Genomic DNA, 24,430 nt, shown 5'->3' with positions numbered 1-24,430 from the left:
TTTTAATGAGAAATCAGTGAGTTAACACTTTACTTGTTCGAGACTCGGCTGATGAAGTGCCAGATTAGTCGACGTTAAACTATACATCGTAGGGCAAAACCGGTCACCGACACATCTGTTAGTCAAAAACGACAGATCATTTAATAAAATTTAACATAAATACTAAAAAACCCCGCTCAGCGGGGTTTTTGCTTTCAAACTCTCTGAGTGATGTTGAAATTTTAAGTTACTGCGAGTTTTGCCAAATATGGTGGCAGCTACTCTTCGAGTTAAACATTATCAAAGAGCGCGCTAACGTTGATCCAAATTGATGCCGAGGTAATGCCTCTTTGATACTGAGCTACACCATACGAATTACTTGGAAACATTAACCGGCTAAAATTTTGCTGATATTTATTTAATCCAATAAAAATATCCTTGTTTATCAATAAGATGTTAATTGAAAAACAGGCCACGAAAGCGGCCAAACTAATCCCACTGTCGAGCCGTTTATGGCTAGCTCAATAATAGATTGGTCAATAATAGAAAGCTCGATCTCATAAAAATCTTAACCCCTCACTTGTAAAATTTTCCGACACCCCCAAGTAAATGTTAAGCGCAATCAACGAATCGAGTGGTTGGCTAATTGAAGTAGACTTATGAAGACAATAAAGTTCGAGCTGTTGGACGATAATGGTTTTAATCAACCGCTTTACTACGACACGGAATATGGCGAGAGCCCGACGTCCTATTTCACCCTGATTCCAGATGAATCTGCAAATCCCATAATCATTAACGCCGCTGAAGGGGGGCGCCATTCACGAGGCATCCCACAGGAAGTAATCAATCGTGAGGCATATAGGTTCGAGGTTAATGCAGCAATCAGTCGATCTGGTTTAAATTCTATAGCCAATCCAGACAGTAAATTCACCGCGCTAATAGCTCAGCTATTAGATGAGCATTTTGCGGAAAATTTTGAAGCCTGCGATGAGATCGGATCACAAATTGATCAACTCTTAAAATACGTAGATGCCGAATATCCCTCCGAAGCGGAGACCGTTTGGCATGATTACGTTGAGGAGGTAGGCGGAGTGGTTCATATCAAAACTCCTGACTTGCCTGTGGTTTCAATCACGCACGCGACGCCCGACCATGAGCTAGCGAAGATAGCGAATACAATGGAACAATCCGAGGTTTGGAGGTCTAGAGAAAATTTCGTGCTTGATTCGACTTACACTTTTCTAGTTGCAATTCGCGATAATCTGACCGAGTTCGAGCATTTAAACGAGTAGCAAGCTGACTTTTCAGCTATAAGCTGGTGGCCGCAGAGATGTGGTCGCCAATTTTTCAACAATGCCGCAAGCGCAATAGTGATATTTACAATACTTGCGAATGAAAGCTACTTCCTTTCGGCGAAAAGCGGCCAATGGTGAAGTATGAGTGCCGGCTCCAACATGAGCGAAAGTAGGAGTTATCCTGGATAGTGAATAATAATATTTTTGCGGCGATTGCGAGCAAATGCTGCAAAACCGGATTGGGATGACAGTGCGCGTTTTTCACCTTCAGAACCATTTCTCATTACCCTATGGTAATGATTTTGCTGGTCTTTTTTGATCTGCTCAATGTTGCGCTGCTTCATGTTTTCTCGCTAACTGAAGAACATTACGATTTTTAAAGATACTGTGTGATTAAATTCTAGTGACAGGCTCCGTTGTGTCAACAGGTAATTGCCAGTGAACAGAGGTAGCTGCAAGTCAGCATGTATACTCCTAATTGCCCTAAGTGGGAGTATACAAATAAATTTAAGTTTTGTAGCGACATAGCTGCCACAAAAAGCGCCCTAAACCAGGGGCTAGATTTAGTAGCTATTGTAAAACGCTTGCTGATCAATCCAGATTGGGTTTCCTCAGCTGCTTCAGGGGCAGGTAACAAAGTCCAGAAACCGCTAGATAGAGATGTCAAGGAGACCCTATTCATACCTACCGGATAATGGAAGCGATTGAGAGCACAGATGGATGGGTTCCCATCAAAAAGATTTGTGAATCCGATGCATGAGCTTATCGACCAATCAGAAAACAGCTTCGCTATTATTTGGCAAAGCTGTTTCAACTTTATATATTTCGTTTTTTGTCAGAAACCGGCCATTAGCGGACCATCAAACCAGAAGAATACACAAAAAATCGTCAGCTATTATTAGCTAAATAAGCGGTTTTTAATTCCTCCAAGACATCAGAAAAACCAGCCACACACATCAACAAAAATATGAGTGACCGGTTATCACTAGTGTATTTAACTTCCGACTGCAATCGTGAATTGGTTTTGATCAGGGAACATAGCTCTATATCGAGAATCTACTGCTGAATGAGGAGCAAATGTCGCCATTGCTTGAATTAGCGCATCATTATGATTGTAATAACGAATATCTGGCGCCGTGAGCACGTGGCTATTAGAGGCGATTACTGACTGAGTTGCTAAAGTAGACTGGAATAAAATATCTTGGTTGAGATAACTGTAACTTCCCGTACCCGCCGCAGCTAATTGAATACCCAACTCATTACCATAACCCGCATCCCAATAGATTATTTCGATATCATGCAGCCCAGATTCACTGATAGTAAATGCCGCATGCGTACGGGTAGTAGCGCTTTGCTTAGCAGCATACTCTGCTACCACTGCACCATTGATGCGGATGCTGTAACCATCATCTGCACGCACTCGGAAATTATAACTACCAGCGCTTAACTGAATTTTCCCATCAAAGCGCAATATAGCATCACTCGTATTTGCAGGATCGCTGCTCAATGAGGTTGCATCCGCCTTCAAGAACGTTTGCAAATTGGTATTCAATCCAAGCGGTAATGTCGACGCGTATTGGAAGTTAGTTGCCGTGAACGTAGCATCAGGTGCTCTATTGGCAATGAGGCCCAACACCTGACTTAAAGTGGTCAGATCAACATTTCCATTAGATGGCTGATGGTATCCGTAATAACTACCACGCAGACCGTTTGCAAATGAGGGTTGCGTCTCAATAATTACTTGAGCAGTAACGGCTTCGGAAATGTTACCCGCCATATCAGTTGCAGTAACAAAAATTGACTCTCCATTTAATAATCCTCGGGCCACAACAATAGAATACTCACCAGTAATGACATTCGCCTGAATACTCCCCAAAAGATCGCCAGATACGCTTTTTACAGTGACAGCACTACCAGCTTCAGCAATACCCATAATCATATCCGCTGCACCGTCAACATTAACGGTTGGCGCGAGTGGGATTGTTTTATCCGGCGCAACAATTACACATATAGCTGATGAGTTACCTGCTTGATCAACTGCATATACACTTAATGTCTGTTTATTAATGTATGGTGCAGAAAGTTCAACATTAAAGGAGCCATCTGATGCTGCCGTTGCATGTCCAATAACAATGTTAGACTCATCTATAATTTCGACGACGCAACCGGGATCGGTTTGCCCCTGAATATATCGCCCAACCTCATTAATTGAAACATCGTAAAGAATTGGTGGAGTATTATCTGGAAGAAGCAGAATCTCAACCTCATCGGACGGCTCCATAATTGTCATAGGCAGGCTTATTCCCCCAGTGTCAATACCTGTCACTTTAATATCAAATACGGAGTTAATTTCAAATCCGAAATCCAAGCGGTAATTTCCAAGTGAGTCTGCCTGTAATTCAGGATAATTAGTAATCACACCAAGTTCATTTGTATAGGAAACTAACAGCCTCAATCCTGGATTGGTTTTGCCATATACGGTTTTCCTATCTGAAGTTAACCACGCTTGGGACTCAATAACGAACTTACTTATATCCTCTCCACTAAGTACAACTCCATTACTCAGCAAAATCCGATAAAACTCATTATCAATCAAACCCAAGAGTTTTCCTGTAGTACCTTTTATGTATATGTCAAAAGCACCACCTGTATAATCTCCCTGAGATTTTAAAAACAACATCTCTTTAGTGATGCCAGCCCCCAGCTCCAAATTAACGGTGCTTTTAGGTAGGCCATTTATTTGATCAACTCCATCTCCCAAATTGTAACGAATTACTGATATTCCATCACCGAAGCCATCAGATGAGGCACTAAATTCGATCTGGTCATCCCCTTTACCGCCTATAAATATGTTGTCTCCCAGCACATCCAACAAATAATCATTACCATCCCCTCCTTGCAAAAGATCATTTCCCTCTTCACCATTCAATACGTCATGTCCTGTGCCGCCAATTAAAGTATCGTTACCTCCACCAGAATAAATTGTGTCATTACCAGCACCTGCATCGATATAATTATCATTATCCAAACCGTAAATTACATTATTACCAGAGGTTCCAACCAAAGAAAGCTTACTGAGAATCTGAGGTAGAGTCCAAGTCTCGTTATTAGAAAAAAGTATTTTTTCTATTGCAGAACTAGAACTCACCGAGCGGGTAACGCCCGGATTAAAAAACTGACTAATCGTAATGGGATTTGCATTCTTAACTTTTAATATCAAATCTGTGTCAGTTCGCTGGATAGTAATATCAGATGGAATAATTCCCGCAGTAAACTCTATAGAGTCATTACCACCCATATCATAGATAACGTCAGTACCATCACCCAAACTGAATCGATAAATATCATCTCCATATCCACCATTAAGATCATCAGAGCCTTTTCCACCAATCAACGTATCATTTCCCGCACGCGCATAAATTGCATCAGCGCCATCGCCTGCACTTATAAAGTCATCATACAATGATCCATATATCTCATCAGAACCAGCTGTGGATACAAGGGATTTAGAAATGATAGTGGCCTGATTCCAACTGGTTCCACTTGCAAATGTGATAAATTCAATCATGCTCTCTGCACTGACTCCACCCTCAGAATACGAATAGGAGCCAAATTTTATTGCATCGATACCCGCAATATTGATCACATAGAAGCCTGAGGTGCTACTAATTTTGACCATTCCCTCAGTGATACCCGCACCAAGGACTATGCGATCACTACCGCCGATATCATCAATGTAATCCTCACCATCACCTAAATTGTAATGATAGATATCATCGCCTAAATCACCACGTAAGACGTCGTTTCCTTGATGTCCCATCAAGGTATCACTGCCATAACCTCCGAGAATAACATCCTCTTCTGCCGTTCCTTCCACGAAGACGGGTTGTGATCTCGGATCAATATCTAATATATCTCCGTTTTCAAAATGCAAAATTTCGATTCGGTGATCATCGTAATTATGTCCAATCGGTAAGGCACCATTCCTTATAGTTATTTTGTCATACGAATTTAGGAACGAAATAATTTGATCATCACCCTCAGTCGTAATCAGTACACTCTCTTTTGTAATTCCAGAGCCGAACCGAATTACGTCTCTTCCACGAAGATCGCTAATAGTGTCAACTCCATCACCTACATTGAAATAATATGTTTCATTGCCAGATCTATCAGAAATAAAATCATCGCCCGCTCCACCGCCGATCTTGTCATCATCACGTCCAGCATCGATTTGGTCATTTCCAGCACCACCGTAAATAGTGTCGCTGCCCGAGCCAGATACAATTATATCTGCACCATTCAATCCACTAATTAGGTCGTCATAACTAGTGCCATTGATAAGATCATCAGTGTTAGTTCCTTTTAGTGCTTCCGCAATCAGCTCGCTAATTGTCCATACCGTCCCATTATAAAACTGTACAGTTCCAGTAATGACAGATGTATTTACCAAGGTCGCTCCATCCGCTTGAGGATCCCAATCAAATAAGCTATCGACATATACCTTCGCATCCCCAACTACTAGCTCCAGATTCCATCTCTCAGCTTGAGGGAGCGAGTACACCCACAGGACACCATTATTCAAGTACGATTCATCACGACCAGGAACCAGACGCACACTAACCTGATCAGGAGATATACCCTCTGAAAATAAAATTCGATCTGCATCACCTCGAAAGTTTTCGATAAAATTTAAGCTAATATTTTCACCGATAACATAAGTATCATTACCACCTCGACCGTCAAGGAAATTTAACCCAAAGCCCCCATCAATTACATCATTACCAGTTCCGCCCTCAATCTGATCATCTCCATCTAAACCAAAAATGTATGAATCATCTGCCTGCGATAAATAAATGGAGTCCCATGAGCTTCGCCCAAAATAAACATTTGCTAAGAGAGCATGCTCATTAATTTTTTCTTCAATCTTATCCAAGTCCCAAACCGTATCGGCAAAGACAACTTTTTCAATCCGATATTGCTCATCAGAGTCCGACATAATCGCTGGGTTCGAGGTTTTTACATACTCCCCATTTTTTAATATGAAGTAATAATCTCTGCCGCTGCGATGAACATATATATCCGAAGATTGAATTCCTGAAAGTATCAAGGTGTCAAAACCACCCGAATCCTTAATGTGGTCGACTCCATCACCACGGTGGAAATAGTATGTATCATCTCCACCCTCACCGTACAAAGTGTCTCTTCCCCCACCTCCAACTAAAGTATCATTACGATAATCACCGATCAAAGCATCATTGCTACTTGTACCGATAATGTTTAGACCTGCATTCGCATTAACTAGAGTGGACTCTTGCAATAGCCTGTCAAAATCCCAAGTGGTACTATCACCAAACTGAATAAGCTCAATCCTGCCATCTACAGCAGGAGTATTGCGGTACTCATCTGGAACAACAATATTGAAGTGTGATACACCTCCAACATTTACATCCGGTACGACGGCTTCTGCATTTAAAGATTCGCCACCGTGATCAGAACCCGCAATCGAACCTGTATCATCATTATCCAGGTTTAAGAAGCTAGAATAGCTAGCAAAGCCAACATTTAAAAAATGTGCTTCAAAAGAGGCAAGCCCTGACCAAGAGCTCGCTATTCCTGAGTGAGAGTTACTAACAAAGCTCAAAGCTTCATTCAGTGTCTTTCCAGCTTTCAATTGATCAAATATTTCTCTAATTCCTACTCCGCCATGATCACGAATTTCTTTATCCAATAACTTGACCGCAATGTAACTTACGGAGTATCCCAAATTACTTCCCGGAGACCCCGGAGTAGTTTTGAACAATCCATTAAAATCAGAAATGTTCTGTATATAGTTAGCGCTAATTTTTACATTTTCATCACCACCGTGAATAAACTCCGCTACTCCTTCGTTAAACCAACCAGGAATAGTCGATATGTCCATATTTGTGCTCATCACTGCATGTACCATTTCATGGGCAATGATGCGATCATAATAGCTAGGGAAAGTGCCGACAGAGAACTTACTAAAATCAGCCAAATCAATAAAAAGTTCAAGTGAAGCTGCATCGCCATCGTATGTTGTTTCAACCCAGGCAGCGCTGCCTCCGGCAGCTTCATCTACAAATCGAATAACAAGATCCCCACTACCATTTAAACCAAAATGATCTTTTATCAACGTTTCCGCTTGTGGAATCCAGAAGTGCGTCAGCTGACTTAAATGGTAAGTAATCAGTGGGTCAACATTATTTTGTATCTTTGATTCAAAAACATTATCTAACCGGATACTTCCACCATCTTTAATCTTCAATTCCAAATTTGAATCTGACCTGATAACAGATATATCGGCCTCATTTATACCAATCAATTCGATACGGTCATTGCCACCAACATCACTGATAACATCATTCCCATCACCCAAGCTGTATCGATAAATATCGTTATCGCCCCCACCACGAAGATAATCATTACCGGCATTACCAACAAAGATGCTTTTTGCATTATCTCCGTCAAATTGATCGTCAAGGTTAGAACCATTAAAAGTATGCGTAGAATTGAGCTCAAGCTCATCTTTAATTTTTTGGGAGTTCCAAACCGTAGATCCAAAGTGAAGGCTTTCCACAAAACCACTCTCAATATTTCCTGAGGAGTTAAGAGCACCTTCGATAACAATACTATCTTTATTATTAATTCTAAGAACAACGCTATTATTAAAGCCACGACGAACAGCAACCTGTGATTCGACAATACCAGCACTAAAATAGATGTGATCACTACCACTGCGATCATTGATGGTATCAGCACCATCACCTACTGAATAATAATAACTGTCGTCCCCCTGGTTACCATAAAGTATGTCATCGGCTATCCCTCCCCTCAAAGAATCATTACTTGAAGACCCCCTTAATACGTCTGCACTATCTGTTCCAATCAAATTTAATGAGGGATTTATTAACTGATATATTTTATCGAGTCCCCAATTTTCCCCATTAGCGAATTCAATATTCTGAATTGCAGCGCCACTAATTACATCATCGGATTCCGGATCAAACATTCCCATCACGGTAATGGATCCACCGGTACTTAATAGTATTTGTAAGTTTGCAGCACTACGACGCAGAGAAATTTTTGCAGGATCAATTCCACTTGCAAAAATAATTTTATTATTTCCACCTTTTTCATAGATAACATCATCACCGTCACCTGAGCGAACAATGTAAATATCATCAGCTATATCACCATACATGGTGTCATTGCCTTTACCACCAGTGATAGTAGTACCATTTAAATGTGCCAGAAGGGTATCATCACCTAGACCACCAGTGATGGCATCTCCGGATTCATTGGCAAATCTAACAACCGGGGATGAGAGGTTATCTAATAAAAAACTATTTAGTTCAATGCCGGTCGAATCTAGATTTCCCTCATCACCAATTGCTATTCGACTTATAGAACCTTGCAGACCATTTTCAATAATCAGTTGCTTTCCAAAATAACTAATTACCAAATTAGCTTCATCGGCGGTTACTTGAAGACTGTCAAAACTGTCAACCCCTCGAAGGACTAAACTGTTGTCACCACCGCTATCTTGTATTACTAATGATGGCTCTGCACTCTGAAGTGACATGCTTTCTGCGACTTTAAATAAATGAAAATCTGTACCTGCCTCGTGGGATGTTCTTGCAGTTTTACTGGCAGGCATTGCAGGTGGGCCATTAAAAATTACCGCTTCAATAATATATACATCATTACCGTCTCCTCCCGCCGCCAAAATATCCTCAAGCCCAGCCACAATAGTGTCTGCGCCACTACCACCATAAAGGGTATCTACACCTGCGCCACCAACCAAATAATCATCGCCACTCTCACCGATTAATAGATCGTTATCTGCTCCTCCATACAAAAAATCATTTCCTTGATTTCCACTCAACGTATCATTGCCTTCGCCACCATATAAAAAATCATCTGAACTTAAAATTGCAGTTGTCCCACTATCACCAACTATTGCATCATTTCCTGCACCACCAATTATTGTGTCATCACCCGCTTCCCCAAAGAGAGTGTCATTTCCATCCCCACCATCCAACACATCATTTCCAGCACCAGCGAAAATTGCATCATTGTCTTCGCCGCCATATAACTCATCTTTTCCATACCACCCAACTAATAAATCATCCCCCTCATCACCATACATTTGAATATAGGGTTTATTAGCCCACTCCTCTAAAGTATCACCAGACTCAAGAGGGATTTCATGCATGAAAAGTACGACCTCCCAATCACGAGCTCGATCATCTTTAGTATATCTACTTAACAAAGAATGCTGAGTAATGCCACCCAAGTTATTAGTCACTAAACCAGGATACCCATACAGGTAACTACTAATTCCACCGCCAGAGTCAGCGGACGGCTTTAACGGCTCACCATCAAAAAAAGTAAATTCATAAGACCACCCACTACCAGCAGATGAACTGCCCGAATAATTGCCCGGAGTAATACCTGCCCATGCAGAATAACCATATAACGTTTTTTCACCTTCAGTCTTCGTTATAATCTCAAAGCCAGAGTCTGCATAATTAAGTAAATCTCTCCATTTATAATCGATAGTTACAGCTCTTCCTGCGCTCTCATCAATTAACTCGTCCATATAAAACCGGGAAAACTGATCACCGCCATAGCTGTAGCCACCAACCATTAAATCAAAGCGCAATGCTGTATTGGCCAGCAGCATGTCTTTTCCTTCGCCGCCGTACCATTTGGATGAAGCTGATCTCCCGGTAATGACATCATCACCTTTCCCGCCCTCAATTAAGTCTTTACCATGCTGGTCAATCGTAGGCTCTCCAGGTTCAGGTGGGAAACTATTCGCATACTTATAAACAGAACCGGCGTCAATCCAATCATTTCCATCATCGCCATATATACGGTCTCCACCCCAACTGCCCTCTATGTAATCATGACCATCACCACCATGAATGCTAACAGGAGGCAAGTAAACCGATATCTGATGGCTAGATGCATAATCTGCTGATAGTGCATTCGCACCAGCTTCGCCGATAATTTCGTGAAGAGATGCAGGCTCCTCAACGCCTGCATCTTTTAGCGAAATACCAAATTGTCCCTCACTCCAATTATCGAGAGTAACACTGTTGCCTACAGCTGAAAGAGAACTTAAGAGTAGAGTTTTACTTCCACCGCTATCAACAACAACAGCTTCTACAGTATTTGCAGAATTACGATAAACAAGACTGTCTTTTGCAGTCTGCTTTAATTCTCCGACAGCTCCATCAATATCAATTACATTTAAACCCTCGTTATCAATAATAACGTCGCGACCAAAATTGCCGGTGAATTTATAGGTATCATTATCAGCGCCTCCTTTCAGTACATCATTTCCAGAACCACCATCAAGAGTATCATTTCCCTTACCGCCTAATAATAAATCAACACCATCTCCGCCTGTTAATTCATCATTACCACTCCCCCCCTCTAAATAATCGTTACCTTGTAAACCGTTAAGTTTATCGTTACCGCTTAAACCATAAATTCGATCATTGTATAATCCACCCGTTAGATCATTAGCAACTTCACTACCAAAACGCACCAATTGAGTTTCATCACCTGATGCACTGGACTCAGAAATCAAAGGTGCACCGCCAGCAGTTGAATCGTAATAATAGATAGTATTGGATGTGTGGTTACTAGCAGTATCAGTTGAGGAATCATCAGCGTTACGTGAATTTAATGCGACAAGCATAGCTGAGCGATCGCTGTACCAATTTTCAGAAAAATTAGCTTTCCCCTGAACTCTATCTTCCGGAGTTAAACTAGCATCGTCAGCCCATAATTGAAAAAGACTTGCATTGGCAACCTTCAATAAATTTTCACTACCGGCGATAAAAAATGGAGTTAAATAATATAATGCAAGAAAATGACTGAAATCCTGTTTTGGATCGGTATCAGGATAATCTACTTTTATAATGACTTTCCCTATAGCATTTATGAAATTGCTATTATTTTCCAATTCAAGAATATTAAAGTGATAATCGCTACGTGATTCAGGATTATTACCGACATCCCCAATTGGAGTTTTGGAATCATAAGTACCAAAAATTCGACGTAACCCATCCAATACGGCCTCATAAGAAGCCTCCGTCTTATTGTCACCTTGATTAATAATGCGATTAAGATCTGTTAAATTAAATGTAGCATCAAGCTTCTCTATGGTCTTACCTAAAGCAAGCAAGTCTGTGATTTTGTACATAAAATGATTGGGTGCAATAGAGGGGCTATTTTCTTGTGAAAGCGGAATTCTTTGCCCGTATTGAATATTGACCCATTCACGAGTAGTAGCACTTAAGCCATTCTCAGCATATACGTTTTTATAATCACCACTAATAGCACCATTGGAATATGGAATGAGATTTTTAATTTGAAAAAAAACAATTTCACTCAATGCATTAAAGCCCGCACTATTAAAGGTGGTTACATCTTCAATTTCAATTGAAGAACCTCCAAAAAGACGTGCAAAAGCTGCCGACAATGCTCCTCCTAAACTATGCCCATTCACATTGACAACCATTCCAGAGGACACTAACCCTTCACCCAAGACAGATGTATCAGGAACAAATAAATCCACAGGTGTTCCGGGCGTCCATGGCAAAGGCAAACGTTGGATTTGCGGAGCAAGTTGCCCCAAGGGAGTAGTGATGCACAACCACCAATTAACCATATCAACAACTTGGCGAGCTGGGACACCATTAAATAAAGTTAGATCCAAATCTGTAAGAAAATCCTGCCCTGGCGTTGTACCTCTCATTGATACATAAATTTTCCCAACACCAACCTCAGATGTCTTTCCTTCCCACACTGTTGCATCAAAACCTGAATCGAAACTTAAATCATTTGTCTCAACGTGGGTTACAACCTTAAAGTTATCTCCAATATATTTGGCTAACTCTAAGGTCATACGATCACCCAATGCTAACGTTAAATCTGCTCCAGACAACCCGTTTACAGTGGTTCCATCTAACGCATAAGTAGCATCAGCCAACAACGCCTCAATATAAGTATTAAAAATAGTCCCTAACATAAAAAGATCCTTATCTATATTCAACATTAATATTTAAATCAGAAAAAATAGTTTTTTTCCACTCTGAAGAAATGCAATAGCCTTCAAAAACATATGGTTTATTAGATTGAAAGAGATTGAGCATTTTCGATAACTTTCCTCCATCAGCACGCAGGGAGTTCCATTCAATGACTACAGCACCGGTTTTTACATCTTTAAATGAAGAAACCTTCTCAAATATATCAATGGGAACTCCATTAATTAAGCTTTCCTTCGCCCCATCAGAAAAAACGTTTTTTACAAACGAAAAATCTTTATCATACTTCAAAAAGAGTTTTTCATTGCATAATGCATTAAATTTTATAGCCCCAAAAACCTCATCAATTACAGGCAAAAAAAACATAAAAATTAAAAAAATGGCGGAAATAATACGTTTAAAGTATAGGCTTTTAATCTTTCCAAAAATCAAAAAACAAAACCTATAACATACGAATCCCCAGAACACCAACAATGATAAAAAAATCGCACCATTCATAATGAACACTCCAATACTTTTTCATTAATATTTATCATGCATATCTAGATCGGTCCATTTATAGGCCATAGCTATATTTCCTTCAGCCACATTTTAGTTGGAATTAACTAACGAGCACTTGAGCTAATATTCAGATCAGAGTCCATTAGCGCACCACAAACATCAAACTTGAGACCAATGACGTTGGCTCAGTGGCCAGTTTTATTTTTTAAAGTCAGTAAAACCCACACTTCTGTTATCTGTGTTTTAAAAAACATGTCTATAGATAGACTGTGTCCCTGCCCTATTGGCCACACAACAATTTGATCACTGGCAGAGGAAATATAACCATTTCAATTTGCAAGGAAAACACTTTCACTTCTCTTCTTTTCATATGTTATCGCATGTATTTCAATCACCAAAACTGCCACACAAAAAAAACGTCGCCAAAAATATCGTTTTTTTCAACCTGAATTAACTTGGAGCGTTACTTTTTCAATAATTTTTTAAAATTAATACCTTTTAATTAGCGCTGCTTGATGCCTACACCAATACTGCAAATCCTTTTCTGCAATAAACACCTTAAGGTTTACGAGTGATTTCATCGATATCCAACAATATCAACCCACAACCTCTGCCGTGACAAACATATTGTTTCGAGAGCGTACTGCTGTATAACAAACTCTCTTGCGATTTCACCCAGCAGCTGTCGCTCCGCTGAACTCTTCAATAAAGAAGTGACTTGTTCAGCAATCGCACTCACATCAAAAAAATTCACCAACAAACCCGTCTCATTATGCTTAATTACTTCCCGCACCGGAGCGGTATCACCTGCCACAATCCCACAACCAGCACTCATTGCCTCCAGCAAACTCCAGCTCAACACAAACGGATAGGTTAGATACACGTGAACAGTTGTAGCAATTGTATAAAGTCTGGATACGGTAGCTTCCCCACAAAATGCACACGACTCATATCTAGCTGCTCACGTACTTCGTCTAAAAAAAGGTTTTTCCAAGTGGTTCCCTCTGGGGCCTTACTACCATAGCTAACATCATCACCACCAACAATGATCACTCTTGCCTTCGGATTCTCTTTAAGGATTTTCGGCAAGGCACGCATAAAAACATGGTATCCACGCAAAGGCTCAAGATTTCGGTTGACGAAGGTAATAACTTCATCTTTCTTAGTCAGCTCGACACCATTCAGCCGCATTGACACGTTTGGATTTGGCTTTATGAGAGCTGTATCTATACCATCATGAATCACTGAAATTTTATCTTGGAAATGCCTTGGGAAAGTTGATCGCTGAAAGTGTGTTGGCGAAATACCTGCGTCGGCCTGCAAAAGATGTAAATCAAAGTTGGCATTTTTAAGTCTCAAACGACAGGCCATATCCAATTCTGGAATTGAAAACTCAGGATCAAAACCAACATCCCCACCCGTCGCTTGATAGTAATACTCACAGTAGAGCGCGAGCTTTGCTTGTGGCCATACATCCTTTAGAAATAAACTTTCGCCCCACCCTGGGTGAGCAATAATCAAATCAGGACTAAATCCATCTTTCTTTAATTTCATGGCTGCCCAATAAGCAGCTTCAGCCCGTATGGTTTTTGTTTCCAGATCCACGAGCCAAGGATGGATTTCGTTGCTACTGGAGCGCTTGATATCGTAAGAGTGCAGCTTCACACCAGATGGGCACGGACGCTTGCTTGGTGTTAACACACGAATATCGTTTTTAGGATCTGCTGCCAACGCCGGAGCCAGATGGACAAATTGAGCTGGAAAGTTTTGGTGTATAAAAAGAACTTTCATGGCACAGCAGCTTCCTTTAGCTAAGGGGAAAAAACCTTTAATCGTTATTTAGTGTAATCAGCGCTCACGAATACTCTCTTGCTTATATCTAAGCAGCGGTGATAAGAAATATTCAATCACCCTGCGTTGCGTTGTTTTTACTTCAGCAGTCACCGCCATACCCGGAATCAGCTTCACATCTTTTGCTTCAACACGAATGGTGCTTTTGTGCATTTTCAAATGCATGGTGTAAACCAACCCCAACTTCTCATCGATGATCGCATCATCGGAAATATGGGTAACGGTGGCATCGATCAAACCGTATTTAGTAAACGGGAAGGTGTGTACCTTAATTTCAGCCGCCATGTCTTTTTGCACAAAACCCACATCCTGATTTCCCAGCATCACTTGTACCTCCAGAGTCTCCTCTTCCGGCACAATGATCATGAGCTCTTGTGCTTCGGTAACAATGCCACCAATGGTGTTGATGGCGAGTTGCTGCACATAACCTGACACAGGCGCGTAGAGAACCTGTTTATCATTCATGTCCGTAGCTTTAACCAGTTCTTCACTAATGGTGGCAATCTGGTTACGACTATCAGCGATTTGGGTGAGCAGCTTGCCGAGCGTATCCGCTTTAAGAGCATTGATTTGTTGTTGGGCTTCATTGATAGCTGCGCTTAGCTGCTGCTGCATTTGCTGCTGTGCAGCCAAGTCCTGTACACGCTCAATACGCTGTTGTTCGACCTCCAGGTACTCCGCCTCTGAGGCCATGTTTTTTGCATAGAGACTTTCCAAGGCATCCGCCCTTTTGGTAATCATGGGCAGGGTTTGCTCAAGCTTTTTTATGGTTTCCTGATTCGCAACTTTTTCGCTTTGTACTTTTTTAAGTCCGCTGTGCAGACTGCTTAATTGCGCAAGATATTGTTGCCACTGCTCCCAGGTTTTTTGCTGGTGCAGCAATATTTCAGTTTCCGTAGGTTTAATGGCGGCATGGACCTTCAATTGAATGTCAGTCGCCATGGTCGGTAGCGATTTTTGTTGCACATCCGCTTTTGTTTTTACATTGGTGCCATTGGTTAAGAATGATTGCAGTGCTTCTGCACCGGCAAGATTAAGGCTGGCGTTGTGCAGCTCCTGCTGCATACGGGATTGATCAGCAGCAGTAATTGTGCGATCCAATTCAATGAGCGGATCGCCTTTATTAACGTATTGACCTTCACGGATATGGATGGCTTTGACAAAGCCTTTGGAGAGCGGCTGTATTTGTTTAACCCGACTGCTCGGGATTATTTTCCCTTCTGCACTAGAGACCACATCGACCTTGCCGAGAATGGCCCAGATAAGTGCCAACACAAATAAAGTAATCAATACCCACGCAAGCCAACGCACCAGTGGGTTAGGTGGCGACTCCTGCAATTCAAGTGCAGCAGGCATAAACTCGGAGAGGTTTTGATGTTTTGAACCATCACCAAGCTTGGCGCGCTCACGCCAAGCATCAAGCAGCTGCTGGAAGAAATTAGTCATGGACCACCTCCAGCTTTGGGCTGCCGTGCGGGTGTACCTGAGTGGGTCTGGGGCTATGCTGCTGATAGCCATGCAACTGGGCGTAATAGCCTTGTTGCTGCAACAGCTCATCGTGTGGCCCCTGTTCCACAATGTGACCTTTGTTCATCACGATGATGCGATTACAAATGCGTACAGTGCTCAAGCGGTGGGCAATAATAAATACAGTGCGCCCCTTACAGATCTCCGCCATGTTGTCCTGGATAATGCGCTCGGACTCGTAATCGAGCGCACTGGTGGCTTCATCGAAAATCAGGATGCGAGGATTGGTTAACAACGCACGGGCAATTGCAAGACGCTGGCGCTGCCCCCCAGAGAGATTACTGCCCTGCTCTCCCACCATGGTGTCGTAAGCCTCAGGGAGATCAACAATAAACTCGTGTGCACCTGCCAGCTTCGCTACTGCAACAATTTGTTCCATTGGCGCGGCAGGATTGGTAAGCGCAATATTTTCCCGCACGGTTTGATTGAATAAGAAGTTCTCTTGTAGAACCACACCAATATTGCGGCGTAGCCATGCAGTGTCCACCATCGCCAGATCAACACCATCAACCAGCACACGACCAGACTCGGGTAGATACAAACGCTGGATTAGTTTGGTTAGCGTACTTTTACCGGAGCCGGAGCGACCAACGATACCAATGATCTCACCGGGTTTTACTTGCAGGTTAAAACTATCGAGAATTACTGGACCATCGTGACGGTAGCGAAAGCGCACATGTTCGAAACTGACATCACCGGCAATGGAAGGTAACGTTGAACGATTGGGGTTGTAGCCTGGTTCACGCGGGGTATTGAGGATGTCGCCAAGACGTTCGATAGAAATCCCTGCTTGCTGGAAGTCTTGCCAGAGCTGCACCAATTTTAGAATGGGACCACTGACCCGCCCTGCCAACATATTAAAGGCAATTAGCTCACCCACAGTAAGTTGCCCATCAATTACCAGATGCGCGCCCCACCAGATAATACCCAGTGTCATTAATTTATTAATCAGGCCTGCAATTTGGTTTGCGACATTGCCAAGGTTTTGGCTACGAAAGGAGGCACTCACATAATTGGCTAACTGGTCTTCCCACTTACGCTGCATCTGCGGCTCTACCGCCATCGCCTTTACAGTTTGTACACCAGTAACCGATTCTGTGAGAAAAGCAGTATTAGCAGCACCATGTTTGAATTTTTCATTCAACCTGTGCCGCAGAATTGGAGTGATAAATACAGACAGGAGGATGTAGCAAGGAATAGTTGCAGCGACAACGAAGAATAGAGTGGAACTGTAGTACCACATGACTAACAGGAAGACGATGGTAAAACCGAGGTCCAGAATTAGCGTGAGCGCGCTGCCGGTAATAAAATTCCGGATAGTATCCAGCTCATGCACACGCGCAACGTTTTGTCCCACTTGGCGGGCTTCAAAATAACCCATGGGTAGTGCCATCAAATGATGAAATAAACGCGATCCCAACTCCACATCAACACGGCTGGTAGTGTGTGACATTACATAGCTGCGAATACCAGCGAGCAGCGCTTCGAATATCGCGATAGCAAAGAACGCAAAGGCGATAACATCCAGTGTACTGAAACCACGATGTACCAACACCTTATCCATCACTACTTGAAACAACAGCGGTGTGATCAAGCCAAACAATTGCAAAAAAAATGAAGCAATCAGCACTTCGCCAAACAGCTTCCGATACTTAATGAGCGAGGGAATAAACCAGCTGATATCGAACTTCTGCTGCAAGCTTTCGCGGATACCCAAGCGGCGACTGAGGAAAATAACTTCACCAGACCATAGTGCATTGAACTCATCAGCGGTTAGGGTCTTGGGAGTTTGATCACGTAAATCCTGCACCAGCACTTTAGTGGGAACGCCATCTTCTTCTGCAATACGTGCAAGAATGATGTAATCACCCTCTTTCGTTTTAGCGATTGCGGGTAAGCTTGAACCAATTAATTTAGCGAGAGGAAAAGTAAATAACTTTGCTTTAAAGGTTAATGCTTTAGCGGCACGGAGAATTTCCGTGTTACCAAGAGGTTGACCAGGAATAGAGAATTGGTGGGAGATTTGCGCTGCATCAGCGGGAAGCTGATGAAACCCTGCGAGTGCTACCAAGCACTGTAAACCGGTATCCATGGTTTAATCCATTCGAACAGCGATCAAAGAAGCGCCAATATTAATTAGGAAAAATTCTTATATCAATCGTATTTAAAACTATTGTCACCTAAAACAACGCAGCCAATTAAGTAACATCTGAAAGTGAAAAACAAATCCTAAAAAACTTCAAATTCATTCAACCTCCGAAGCGCATAATAAACCTCCTCAACTCAGGAGGTTTACATCATGCCTACCTATCAACACGATAAATCGTTACAGCAAGCACCTTGGAATAAAGGAAAACTCATTGGTCAAAAAGCACCATTGAAAGTGAGTGAAGTTTGGGAGATTCGAGTACGACTGCAAATTACTCATCAAATTCGCGAGCTGGCGATGTTCAATCTAGCCATCGACAGCAAGCTCCGTGCCTGTGATCTAGTAAAATTGAAAGTTCGTGATATCTGCCATGGATCCCAGATATTGCATCGTGCCACGATTATGCAACAGAAAACTCATAGACCCGTTCAATTCGAAATTACTTCGTTAACTCGACAAGCAATTGGGTCATGGCTAACCAAAGCAAGCCTTCGTAACGACAACTATCTTTTCCCAAGTCGGGTACACGGCTCCCCACACATTACCACGCGGCAATACGCACGAATTGTTCACCGCTGGATTAGCGATATAGATTTGGACGCCTCAATGTACGGCACAGATTCTCTGCGCCGGACCAAAGCATCTTTGATCTACAAGCGCACAAAAAATTTGCGCGCCGTGCAAATTTTGTTGGGACATACGAAGCTGGAAAGCACCGTACGCTATTTAGGTACCGATGTGGACGATGCACTGGAGCTTGCCGAGCAGACAGAAATATAGCCGCACTAAACTTAACGCTCAACTCGAAGCGAAGGACCGCTTTGGGCACGTTGCAGTCATATCACGCTGATCCGTTTGTCGTCAATTACCAAAAATAACAATACTGTCCTGCATTATTTTTTGTAGCAGCTGTTTAGCAACAGATAACCCCATTATTGTCTACAAAACCATCTGATCTAGAGGTCAATGTAATTTAGTACTTGCTAGAAAAAAACACCGCAAAAGCGGCGCTTTCTTTCTGGAGCTAAGATGCGACATAACAAAAAAGCTCTTCATTTAAATTTTAAATGGATTACTACAAGGAAAATGTAACCAATCAAAAGGCGCTATCTGTAGATAGCGCCTTTTTTATTTTAGCTCACAGAAATTTTTACGAACGATAAAAATGCAAAACTATTGCAATCAACGTCGGCAGTTAATTTTGCAGATGGAAAAGCGGGGTTTATGATTCGATGATGAAAGGTCTGACGTAGGCTTGTAACTCAGCAAAAAAGCGGGTGAATTCCTGTTCATAGAGATCGTAATCCTGCTCCAGTAAGGCGATTGCATTAGCCAGCCCGGCAGGCCTGCGCAACCGTAAATCAATACAAGGGGGCGAGAATTTCTTCAGTTCCGTAATCGAGACTAGATCAGGCAATATATTCCCAACGCGAAACTCTATGTTCCGTTTGGATAAATAGGCGTGGGCTAGCCAATTCATTTCAAAAACACCTCGATATATTCCTCATAACAGCATCACTACTCACCAACGGCGAGCAATAGACCAGAAGATCTCATCATTGTTGCAGATTTTCGCTCCACAGTTTCACCAATCCCGACATTTCTACGACATTCCCCCACCTATTCTGTGCGCATTCCCTTACTAAATGACGTCCGATAATGAAATTATCTATGAAAAAACCGATTGCCCTTACCTGTGCAGCAGCAGTGCTATGTGCGCTTGCCCTGATTGGAGCGAATATTGGGGCCGATGAAAATCCGCAGAAAACACCTGTTCCGCCACCGGTGTTATCGGTAGACCTTACGCAAGTTGAAGAAGTGATGTTACCGCTGCGCGTGTTCGCCACGGGCAATATTGTGGCTTGGCAAGAAGCGATTATCAGTGCAGAAAGCGACAACCTCAAACTGATAGCAGTTGATGTAAATGTGGGTGATTCAGTTAAACGTGGGCAAGTGCTTGCGCGTTTCAATGCGGATATTCTTGCGGCCGAACTCGCCGAAGCAAGTGCGGCTGTAGCACAAGCTGAAGCGGCAGCGATGGAAGCCGCATTAAATTTTAACCGCGCTAAAGCGCTGGAAATAGCCAAAACAATTTCTGCGCAACAGCTTGATCAAACTAAAGTTGCCGCCACGACAGCGAATGCCCGCGTGGATGCGGCACGTGCGCAGGAAAAAAAACAGCGCTTGCGACTGGCGCAAGCGCAAGTGCGTGCACCGAGTGATGGCATCATCACCTCGCGCACGGCGACCATCGGCACTGTAGTGCCTTCCGCGCAAGAATTATTTCGCTTGATTGAAGATGGTCGGCTTGAATGGCGCGCGGTTGTTGCGACTGCCGATATGAAGCATCTCGCTCCAGCGCAAACTGCCGTCATCACCGAGCAGAATCTCAATAACCTGCGCGGGACCCTGCGCATGATTGCGCCCACAATTGATACCGGCACCCACAACGGTTTGGTTTATGTAGATCTCCCACCAAACACTGCAGTGCGCGCCGGTACATTTACGCGTGGTTATATTGAAGTAAGCGATAGCCTCGCATTAACACTACCGCAACGAGCGGTAATTCTGCGCGATGGATTCCACTACGCGATGCAAGTTGATAAAAACTCAGTTGTGGTTTTGAAAAAAATATCCGTGGGAAGAAAAATAGATGAGCGCATAGAAATTATTTCGGGCTTGAAAAAATCCGAAGCTGTAATTGCTTCAGGTCTTGGATTTTTGAGTGAGGGTGACAAGGTGAAGGTTGTTAACCCCCTCCCAACCTCCCCCTTTGCAAGGGGGAGGAGCGAATACCCACCGCATCTCGTTGCAGAGACAAACCAGTCCCCTCCCCTTTTGAAGGGAAGGGTTGGGGAGGGGTTAACTCTAGGTAACATTGAGGAGCAACAATAAATGAACCTCAACATTTCCTCCTGGTCGATTGCCAATCCTGTTGCCACCAGTTTGCTATTTATCCTGCTTACGCTTGCAGGTCTTGGCGGTTTTTGGGCGATGAAAGTACAAAACTTTCCTGATATTGAATTCCCTATTATTACCATCACCGCTGCTTTACCCGGTGCATCACCGCCACAACTGGAAACCGATGTTGCGCGCAGAATTGAAGATGTAGTGGCCAACACCCAAGGAATTAAACACATCAGCAGCTCCTTAACTGATGGTGTCGCCACCATTACTGCTGAGTTTCGCATTGAAAAAAATGTGCAAGAGGCGATGGATGATGTGCGCGATGCCGTCTCCAGTATTCGTGCAAATTTACCGGCGGATTTATTGGACCCGGTAATTACCAAATTGGAATTGGCGAGCACACCCATCATGACCTACACGGTATCGTCTTCGCGCCTGGATGATGAAAGTTTGTCGTGGCTGGTGGATAACCAAATCACGCGGCAATTAATGTCAGTATCGGGTGTGGGTGCAGTAGCGCGCGTTGGTGGAGTCAATCGTGAAATTCGTGTTGAACTCGATCCGGATAAATTGCTGGCGATGAATATATCCGCCGCCGATATTTCACAAAAAATCCGCCAGCTGCAATTAGAATCCTCCGGCGGCCGGGTTGATTTGGGTGGAGCAGAACAATCCGTTCGCACTATTGCCACGGTTAAATCTGTGCACGAAATTGCCAGCATGGATGTATCGCTTGGCGATGGACGCCGCATCCGCTTGGATCAAGTAGCCAATGTCATCGACACCAATGCCGAACAACGTTCACTTGCGCTCATCAATGGCAAACATGCCGTAGGGTTTGATATTTTGCGCGCGCGCGGCGCCGGTGAAGTTGCGGTTGCCGATGCTACCGCGCTTGAAATTCAGAAACTGAAGGCGGCCCATCCGGATGTTGAATTTACCGAGGCAGTTAATTTTGTTGAGCCCGTGCGCGAAAATTATTCCGGTTCAATGATGCTGTTATATGAAGGCGCCCTACTCGCCATACTCGTTGTATTCTTTTTCCTTCGCGACTGGCGGGCGACACTGATTGCCTCTGTTGCACTGCCGCTGTCCGTGATTCCAACCTTTGCTGTTATTCATCTATTGGGATTTAGTTTAAATACGGTTTCACTCTTATCACTACCATTAGTGATAGGCGTACTGGTGGACGATGCCATTGTTGAAATTGAAAATATTGAACGTCATTTGTTAATGGGAAAATCGCCCTACACCGCAGCTCGCGATGCATCAAACGAAATAGGACTCGCGGTTATTGCCACCAGTCTTACACTGATCGCTGTTTTTCTACCAACATCCATGATGGGTGGCATAGTAGGAAAATACTTTTTCCAATTTGGTTGGACTGCATCAATCGCCGTGTTTTTCTCACTGCTGGTTGCTCGTATGCTCACACCGATGATGGCCGCTTTTTTGCTCAAAGCCACAGCAGAATTAAAATCCACGGGTCAACCCGTCAATAGTCCGCGCTGGATTGAAATTTATCTTCGCTATATGCGCATCTGTCTCGCCCATCGCAGGCTAACACTCGCAGCAGTATTACTATTTGTGGTGAGTGGTTTTCTCACTGCTGCACAGCTGCCCGGTGAATTTATTCCACAAGATGAAAGCAACCAAACCCAGGTCACTTTATCCTTGCCGCCCGGCAGCAAATTACAAGATACATTAGCAATCGCCGAACAAGCGCGTGCAGTCATGCAAAAAAATCCGCAGGTAGAATCCATCTATACTGCCATTGGTGTTAGCACTGCATCGGGTGATCCGGATGAAGCGAGCGGGCCAGCCGGTGTTACCTCCGCAGTACTCACCGCAAATCTCACTCATCGCAATGACCGCGCTGGTATCAGGCGACAAGATATCGAGAGTCAACTTAGAAACGCGTTAACGATTTTACCGGGCACAAGAGTGAGTGTCGGTATGGGCGGCAACAGTGAAGGTTATGAAATTGTATTGGCATCTGAAGATGGCCCATTGCTGGCGCAACATGCAAGCCTGGTCGAGCGCGAGTTGCGCAGTATTCCCGGCATAGGTGCAGTCACCTCGTCGGCCAGCCTTATTCGTCCTGAATTGGTGATTCGCCCCGATTTTGCACGCGCAGCCGATTTAGGTGTGACCACCGCATCAATTGCAGAAACAGTGCGCATTGCAACCGCGGGTGATTACGATCAACTACTCGCAAAATTAAATTTAAGTGAGCGCCAGATTCCAATTGTCGTGCGCCTGGCCAATAACGGGCGCGATGATATTGATACCTTGCGGCGCTTGCCCGTTCCCGGAGTGAAGGGGCCAGTGCCACTTGAGAGTGTGGCCGAACTGGAGATGTTAACCGGTCCAGCTGAACTCACGCGCTATGATCGCATGCGTAATATTAATATCAATGTTGAACTCAATGGTCTCGTATTAAGTGATGTTGAAAATGCGGCTGCAGCACTTCCAGCTTTGCAAAAACTTCCACAAGGAGTGACATTTGCAGCAACCGGTGATGCGGAAGTCATGGGGGAATTGGTGATAGGTTTTGCAATTGCAATGCTCGCCGGTGTGTTGTGTGTATATGCGGTGCTGGTGTTGTTATTAAAAGATTTTTTGCAACCCATGACGGTATTGATGGCCTTGTTATTATCAATCCCCGGTGCTTTTTTTGCGCTGTTAATAACCGGTTCAAGTCTCTCGATGCCGTCGATGATTGGTTTAATTATGCTGATGGGAATCACCACCAAAAATTCCATTTTGTTGGTGGATTACATCATCATTGCGCGCCACGATCATGGTTATAGTCGCCGCCACGCCATAATAGATGCGTGCCGCAAACGGGCGCGCCCGATTGTGATGACAACTATCGCCATGGGTGCAGGCATGTTGCCTATCGCTCTCGGTATGGGTGCTGATCCAAGTTTTCGCGCGCCTATGGCAATTGTAGTGATTGGTGGACTAATTACCTCTACACTCTTGTGCTTGCTGGTGATACCCATTATTTATAGCTTGGTAGATGACGCAATCGAATTTATCAAAACAAAAATGAACCACTACAGGGAACCTGTATCTGACACAGAATCAGGAATTGAAGCATAAAATTTACTACGGTTGGACTAGAGTTAAAA

General features: G+C 43.3%; 12 protein-coding genes. 4 read left to right on the top strand and 8 right to left on the bottom strand.

Annotation, left to right across the window (positions count from 1 at the left end; translation table 11 throughout):
• Positions 1-638 precede the first annotated feature (638 nt).
• Positions 639-1,271 (top strand): hypothetical protein, encoded by a 633-nt coding sequence (locus tag AAGC78_RS06445; RefSeq protein WP_435783229.1) that lies wholly within the window; start codon positions 639-641, stop codon positions 1,269-1,271.
• A gap of 179 nt (positions 1,272-1,450) precedes the next feature.
• Here the strand turns inward: AAGC78_RS06445 and AAGC78_RS06440 are convergent, their stop codons facing one another.
• The 7 genes from AAGC78_RS06440 to AAGC78_RS06410 all read right to left on the bottom strand — a co-directional run bounded on the left by AAGC78_RS06440 (position 1,451) and on the right by AAGC78_RS06410 (position 18,329).
• Positions 1,451-1,618: a hypothetical protein gene (locus tag AAGC78_RS06440; protein WP_435783228.1), complete on the bottom strand. Its 168-nt coding sequence runs from the start codon at positions 1,616-1,618 to the stop codon at positions 1,451-1,453.
• Positions 1,619-2,268: 650 nt separating this feature from the next.
• Positions 2,269-12,342: an Ig-like domain-containing protein gene (locus tag AAGC78_RS06435; protein ID WP_435783227.1), complete on the bottom strand. Its 10,074-nt coding sequence runs from the start codon at positions 12,340-12,342 to the stop codon at positions 2,269-2,271.
• Positions 12,343-12,352: 10 nt separating this feature from the next.
• Complete coding sequence (locus AAGC78_RS06430) at positions 12,353-12,856, bottom strand: hypothetical protein (RefSeq protein WP_435783226.1); 504 nt, start codon at positions 12,854-12,856, stop codon at positions 12,353-12,355.
• A 580-nt stretch (positions 12,857-13,436) separates the two neighbouring features.
• Positions 13,437-13,742 (bottom strand): glycosyltransferase, encoded by a 306-nt coding sequence (locus AAGC78_RS06425; RefSeq protein WP_435783225.1) that lies wholly within the window; start codon positions 13,740-13,742, stop codon positions 13,437-13,439.
• Positions 13,733-14,650, bottom strand: a complete 918-nt coding sequence (locus tag AAGC78_RS06420) for a hypothetical protein (RefSeq protein WP_435783224.1) — start codon at positions 14,648-14,650, stop codon at positions 13,733-13,735. The genes AAGC78_RS06425 and AAGC78_RS06420 overlap by 10 nt, the downstream gene beginning before the upstream one ends.
• Before the next feature lie 57 nt (positions 14,651-14,707).
• Positions 14,708-16,156: an HlyD family type I secretion periplasmic adaptor subunit gene (locus tag AAGC78_RS06415; protein WP_435783223.1), complete on the bottom strand. Its 1,449-nt coding sequence runs from the start codon at positions 16,154-16,156 to the stop codon at positions 14,708-14,710.
• On the bottom strand, positions 16,149-18,329 hold the full coding sequence (locus AAGC78_RS06410) for a type I secretion system permease/ATPase (protein WP_435783222.1): 2,181 nt from the start codon (positions 18,327-18,329) through the stop codon (positions 16,149-16,151). Before AAGC78_RS06410 ends, AAGC78_RS06415 begins: the two co-directional genes overlap by 8 nt.
• A 207-nt stretch (positions 18,330-18,536) precedes the next feature.
• Between AAGC78_RS06410 and AAGC78_RS06405 the strand changes: the two genes are divergently transcribed.
• Positions 18,537-19,166, top strand: coding sequence for a tyrosine-type recombinase/integrase (locus tag AAGC78_RS06405; RefSeq protein ID WP_435783221.1), 630 nt, complete (start codon positions 18,537-18,539; stop codon positions 19,164-19,166).
• 442 nt (positions 19,167-19,608) lie between these two features.
• On the opposite strand, the gene AAGC78_RS06400 is transcribed toward AAGC78_RS06405, so the two are convergent.
• Positions 19,609-19,866, bottom strand: a complete 258-nt coding sequence (locus AAGC78_RS06400) for an ACP phosphodiesterase (protein WP_435783220.1) — start codon at positions 19,864-19,866, stop codon at positions 19,609-19,611.
• A gap of 191 nt (positions 19,867-20,057) precedes the next feature.
• On the opposite strand from AAGC78_RS06400, the gene AAGC78_RS06395 reads away from it, so the two are divergent.
• A complete protein-coding gene (locus AAGC78_RS06395) occupies positions 20,058-21,281 on the top strand; it encodes an efflux RND transporter periplasmic adaptor subunit (RefSeq protein WP_435783219.1) in 1,224 nt (407 codons plus the stop codon).
• Entirely contained in the window at positions 21,282-24,401 is a 3,120-nt protein-coding gene (locus tag AAGC78_RS06390; RefSeq protein WP_435783218.1) for an efflux RND transporter permease subunit, read from the top strand.
• The last annotated feature ends 29 nt before the right edge of the window (positions 24,402-24,430 follow it).

It is taken from the genome of Cellvibrio sp., assembly GCF_039207905.1.
Taxonomy (GTDB): Bacteria; Pseudomonadota; Gammaproteobacteria; order Pseudomonadales; family Cellvibrionaceae; genus Cellvibrio.
This window is presented reverse-complemented; position numbering and strand designations above follow the sequence as displayed.

Bases quoted from the DNA above. Each gene is read 5' to 3' on its own strand.
- AAGC78_RS06435 (WP_435783227.1), bottom strand. From the start codon at position 12,342: ATGTTAGGGACTATTTTTAATACTTATATTGAGGCGTTGTTGGCTGAT.
- AAGC78_RS06395 (WP_435783219.1), top strand. From the start codon at position 20,058: ATGAAAAAACCGATTGCCCTTACCTGTGCAGCAGCAGTGCTATGTGCG.
- AAGC78_RS06420 (WP_435783224.1), bottom strand. From the start codon at position 14,650: ATGAAAGTTCTTTTTATACACCAAAACTTTCCAGCTCAATTTGTCCAT.
- AAGC78_RS06440 (WP_435783228.1), bottom strand. From the start codon at position 1,618: ATGAAGCAGCGCAACATTGAGCAGATCAAAAAAGACCAGCAAAATCAT.
- AAGC78_RS06430 (WP_435783226.1), bottom strand. From the start codon at position 12,856: ATGAATGGTGCGATTTTTTTATCATTGTTGGTGTTCTGGGGATTCGTA.
- AAGC78_RS06410 (WP_435783222.1), bottom strand. From the start codon at position 18,329: ATGGATACCGGTTTACAGTGCTTGGTAGCACTCGCAGGGTTTCATCAG.
- AAGC78_RS06400 (WP_435783220.1), bottom strand. From the start codon at position 19,866: ATGAATTGGCTAGCCCACGCCTATTTATCCAAACGGAACATAGAGTTT.
- AAGC78_RS06405 (WP_435783221.1), top strand. From the start codon at position 18,537: ATGCCTACCTATCAACACGATAAATCGTTACAGCAAGCACCTTGGAAT.
- AAGC78_RS06415 (WP_435783223.1), bottom strand. From the start codon at position 16,156: ATGACTAATTTCTTCCAGCAGCTGCTTGATGCTTGGCGTGAGCGCGCC.
- AAGC78_RS06445 (WP_435783229.1), top strand. From the start codon at position 639: ATGAAGACAATAAAGTTCGAGCTGTTGGACGATAATGGTTTTAATCAA.
- AAGC78_RS06390 (WP_435783218.1), top strand. From the start codon at position 21,282: ATGAACCTCAACATTTCCTCCTGGTCGATTGCCAATCCTGTTGCCACC.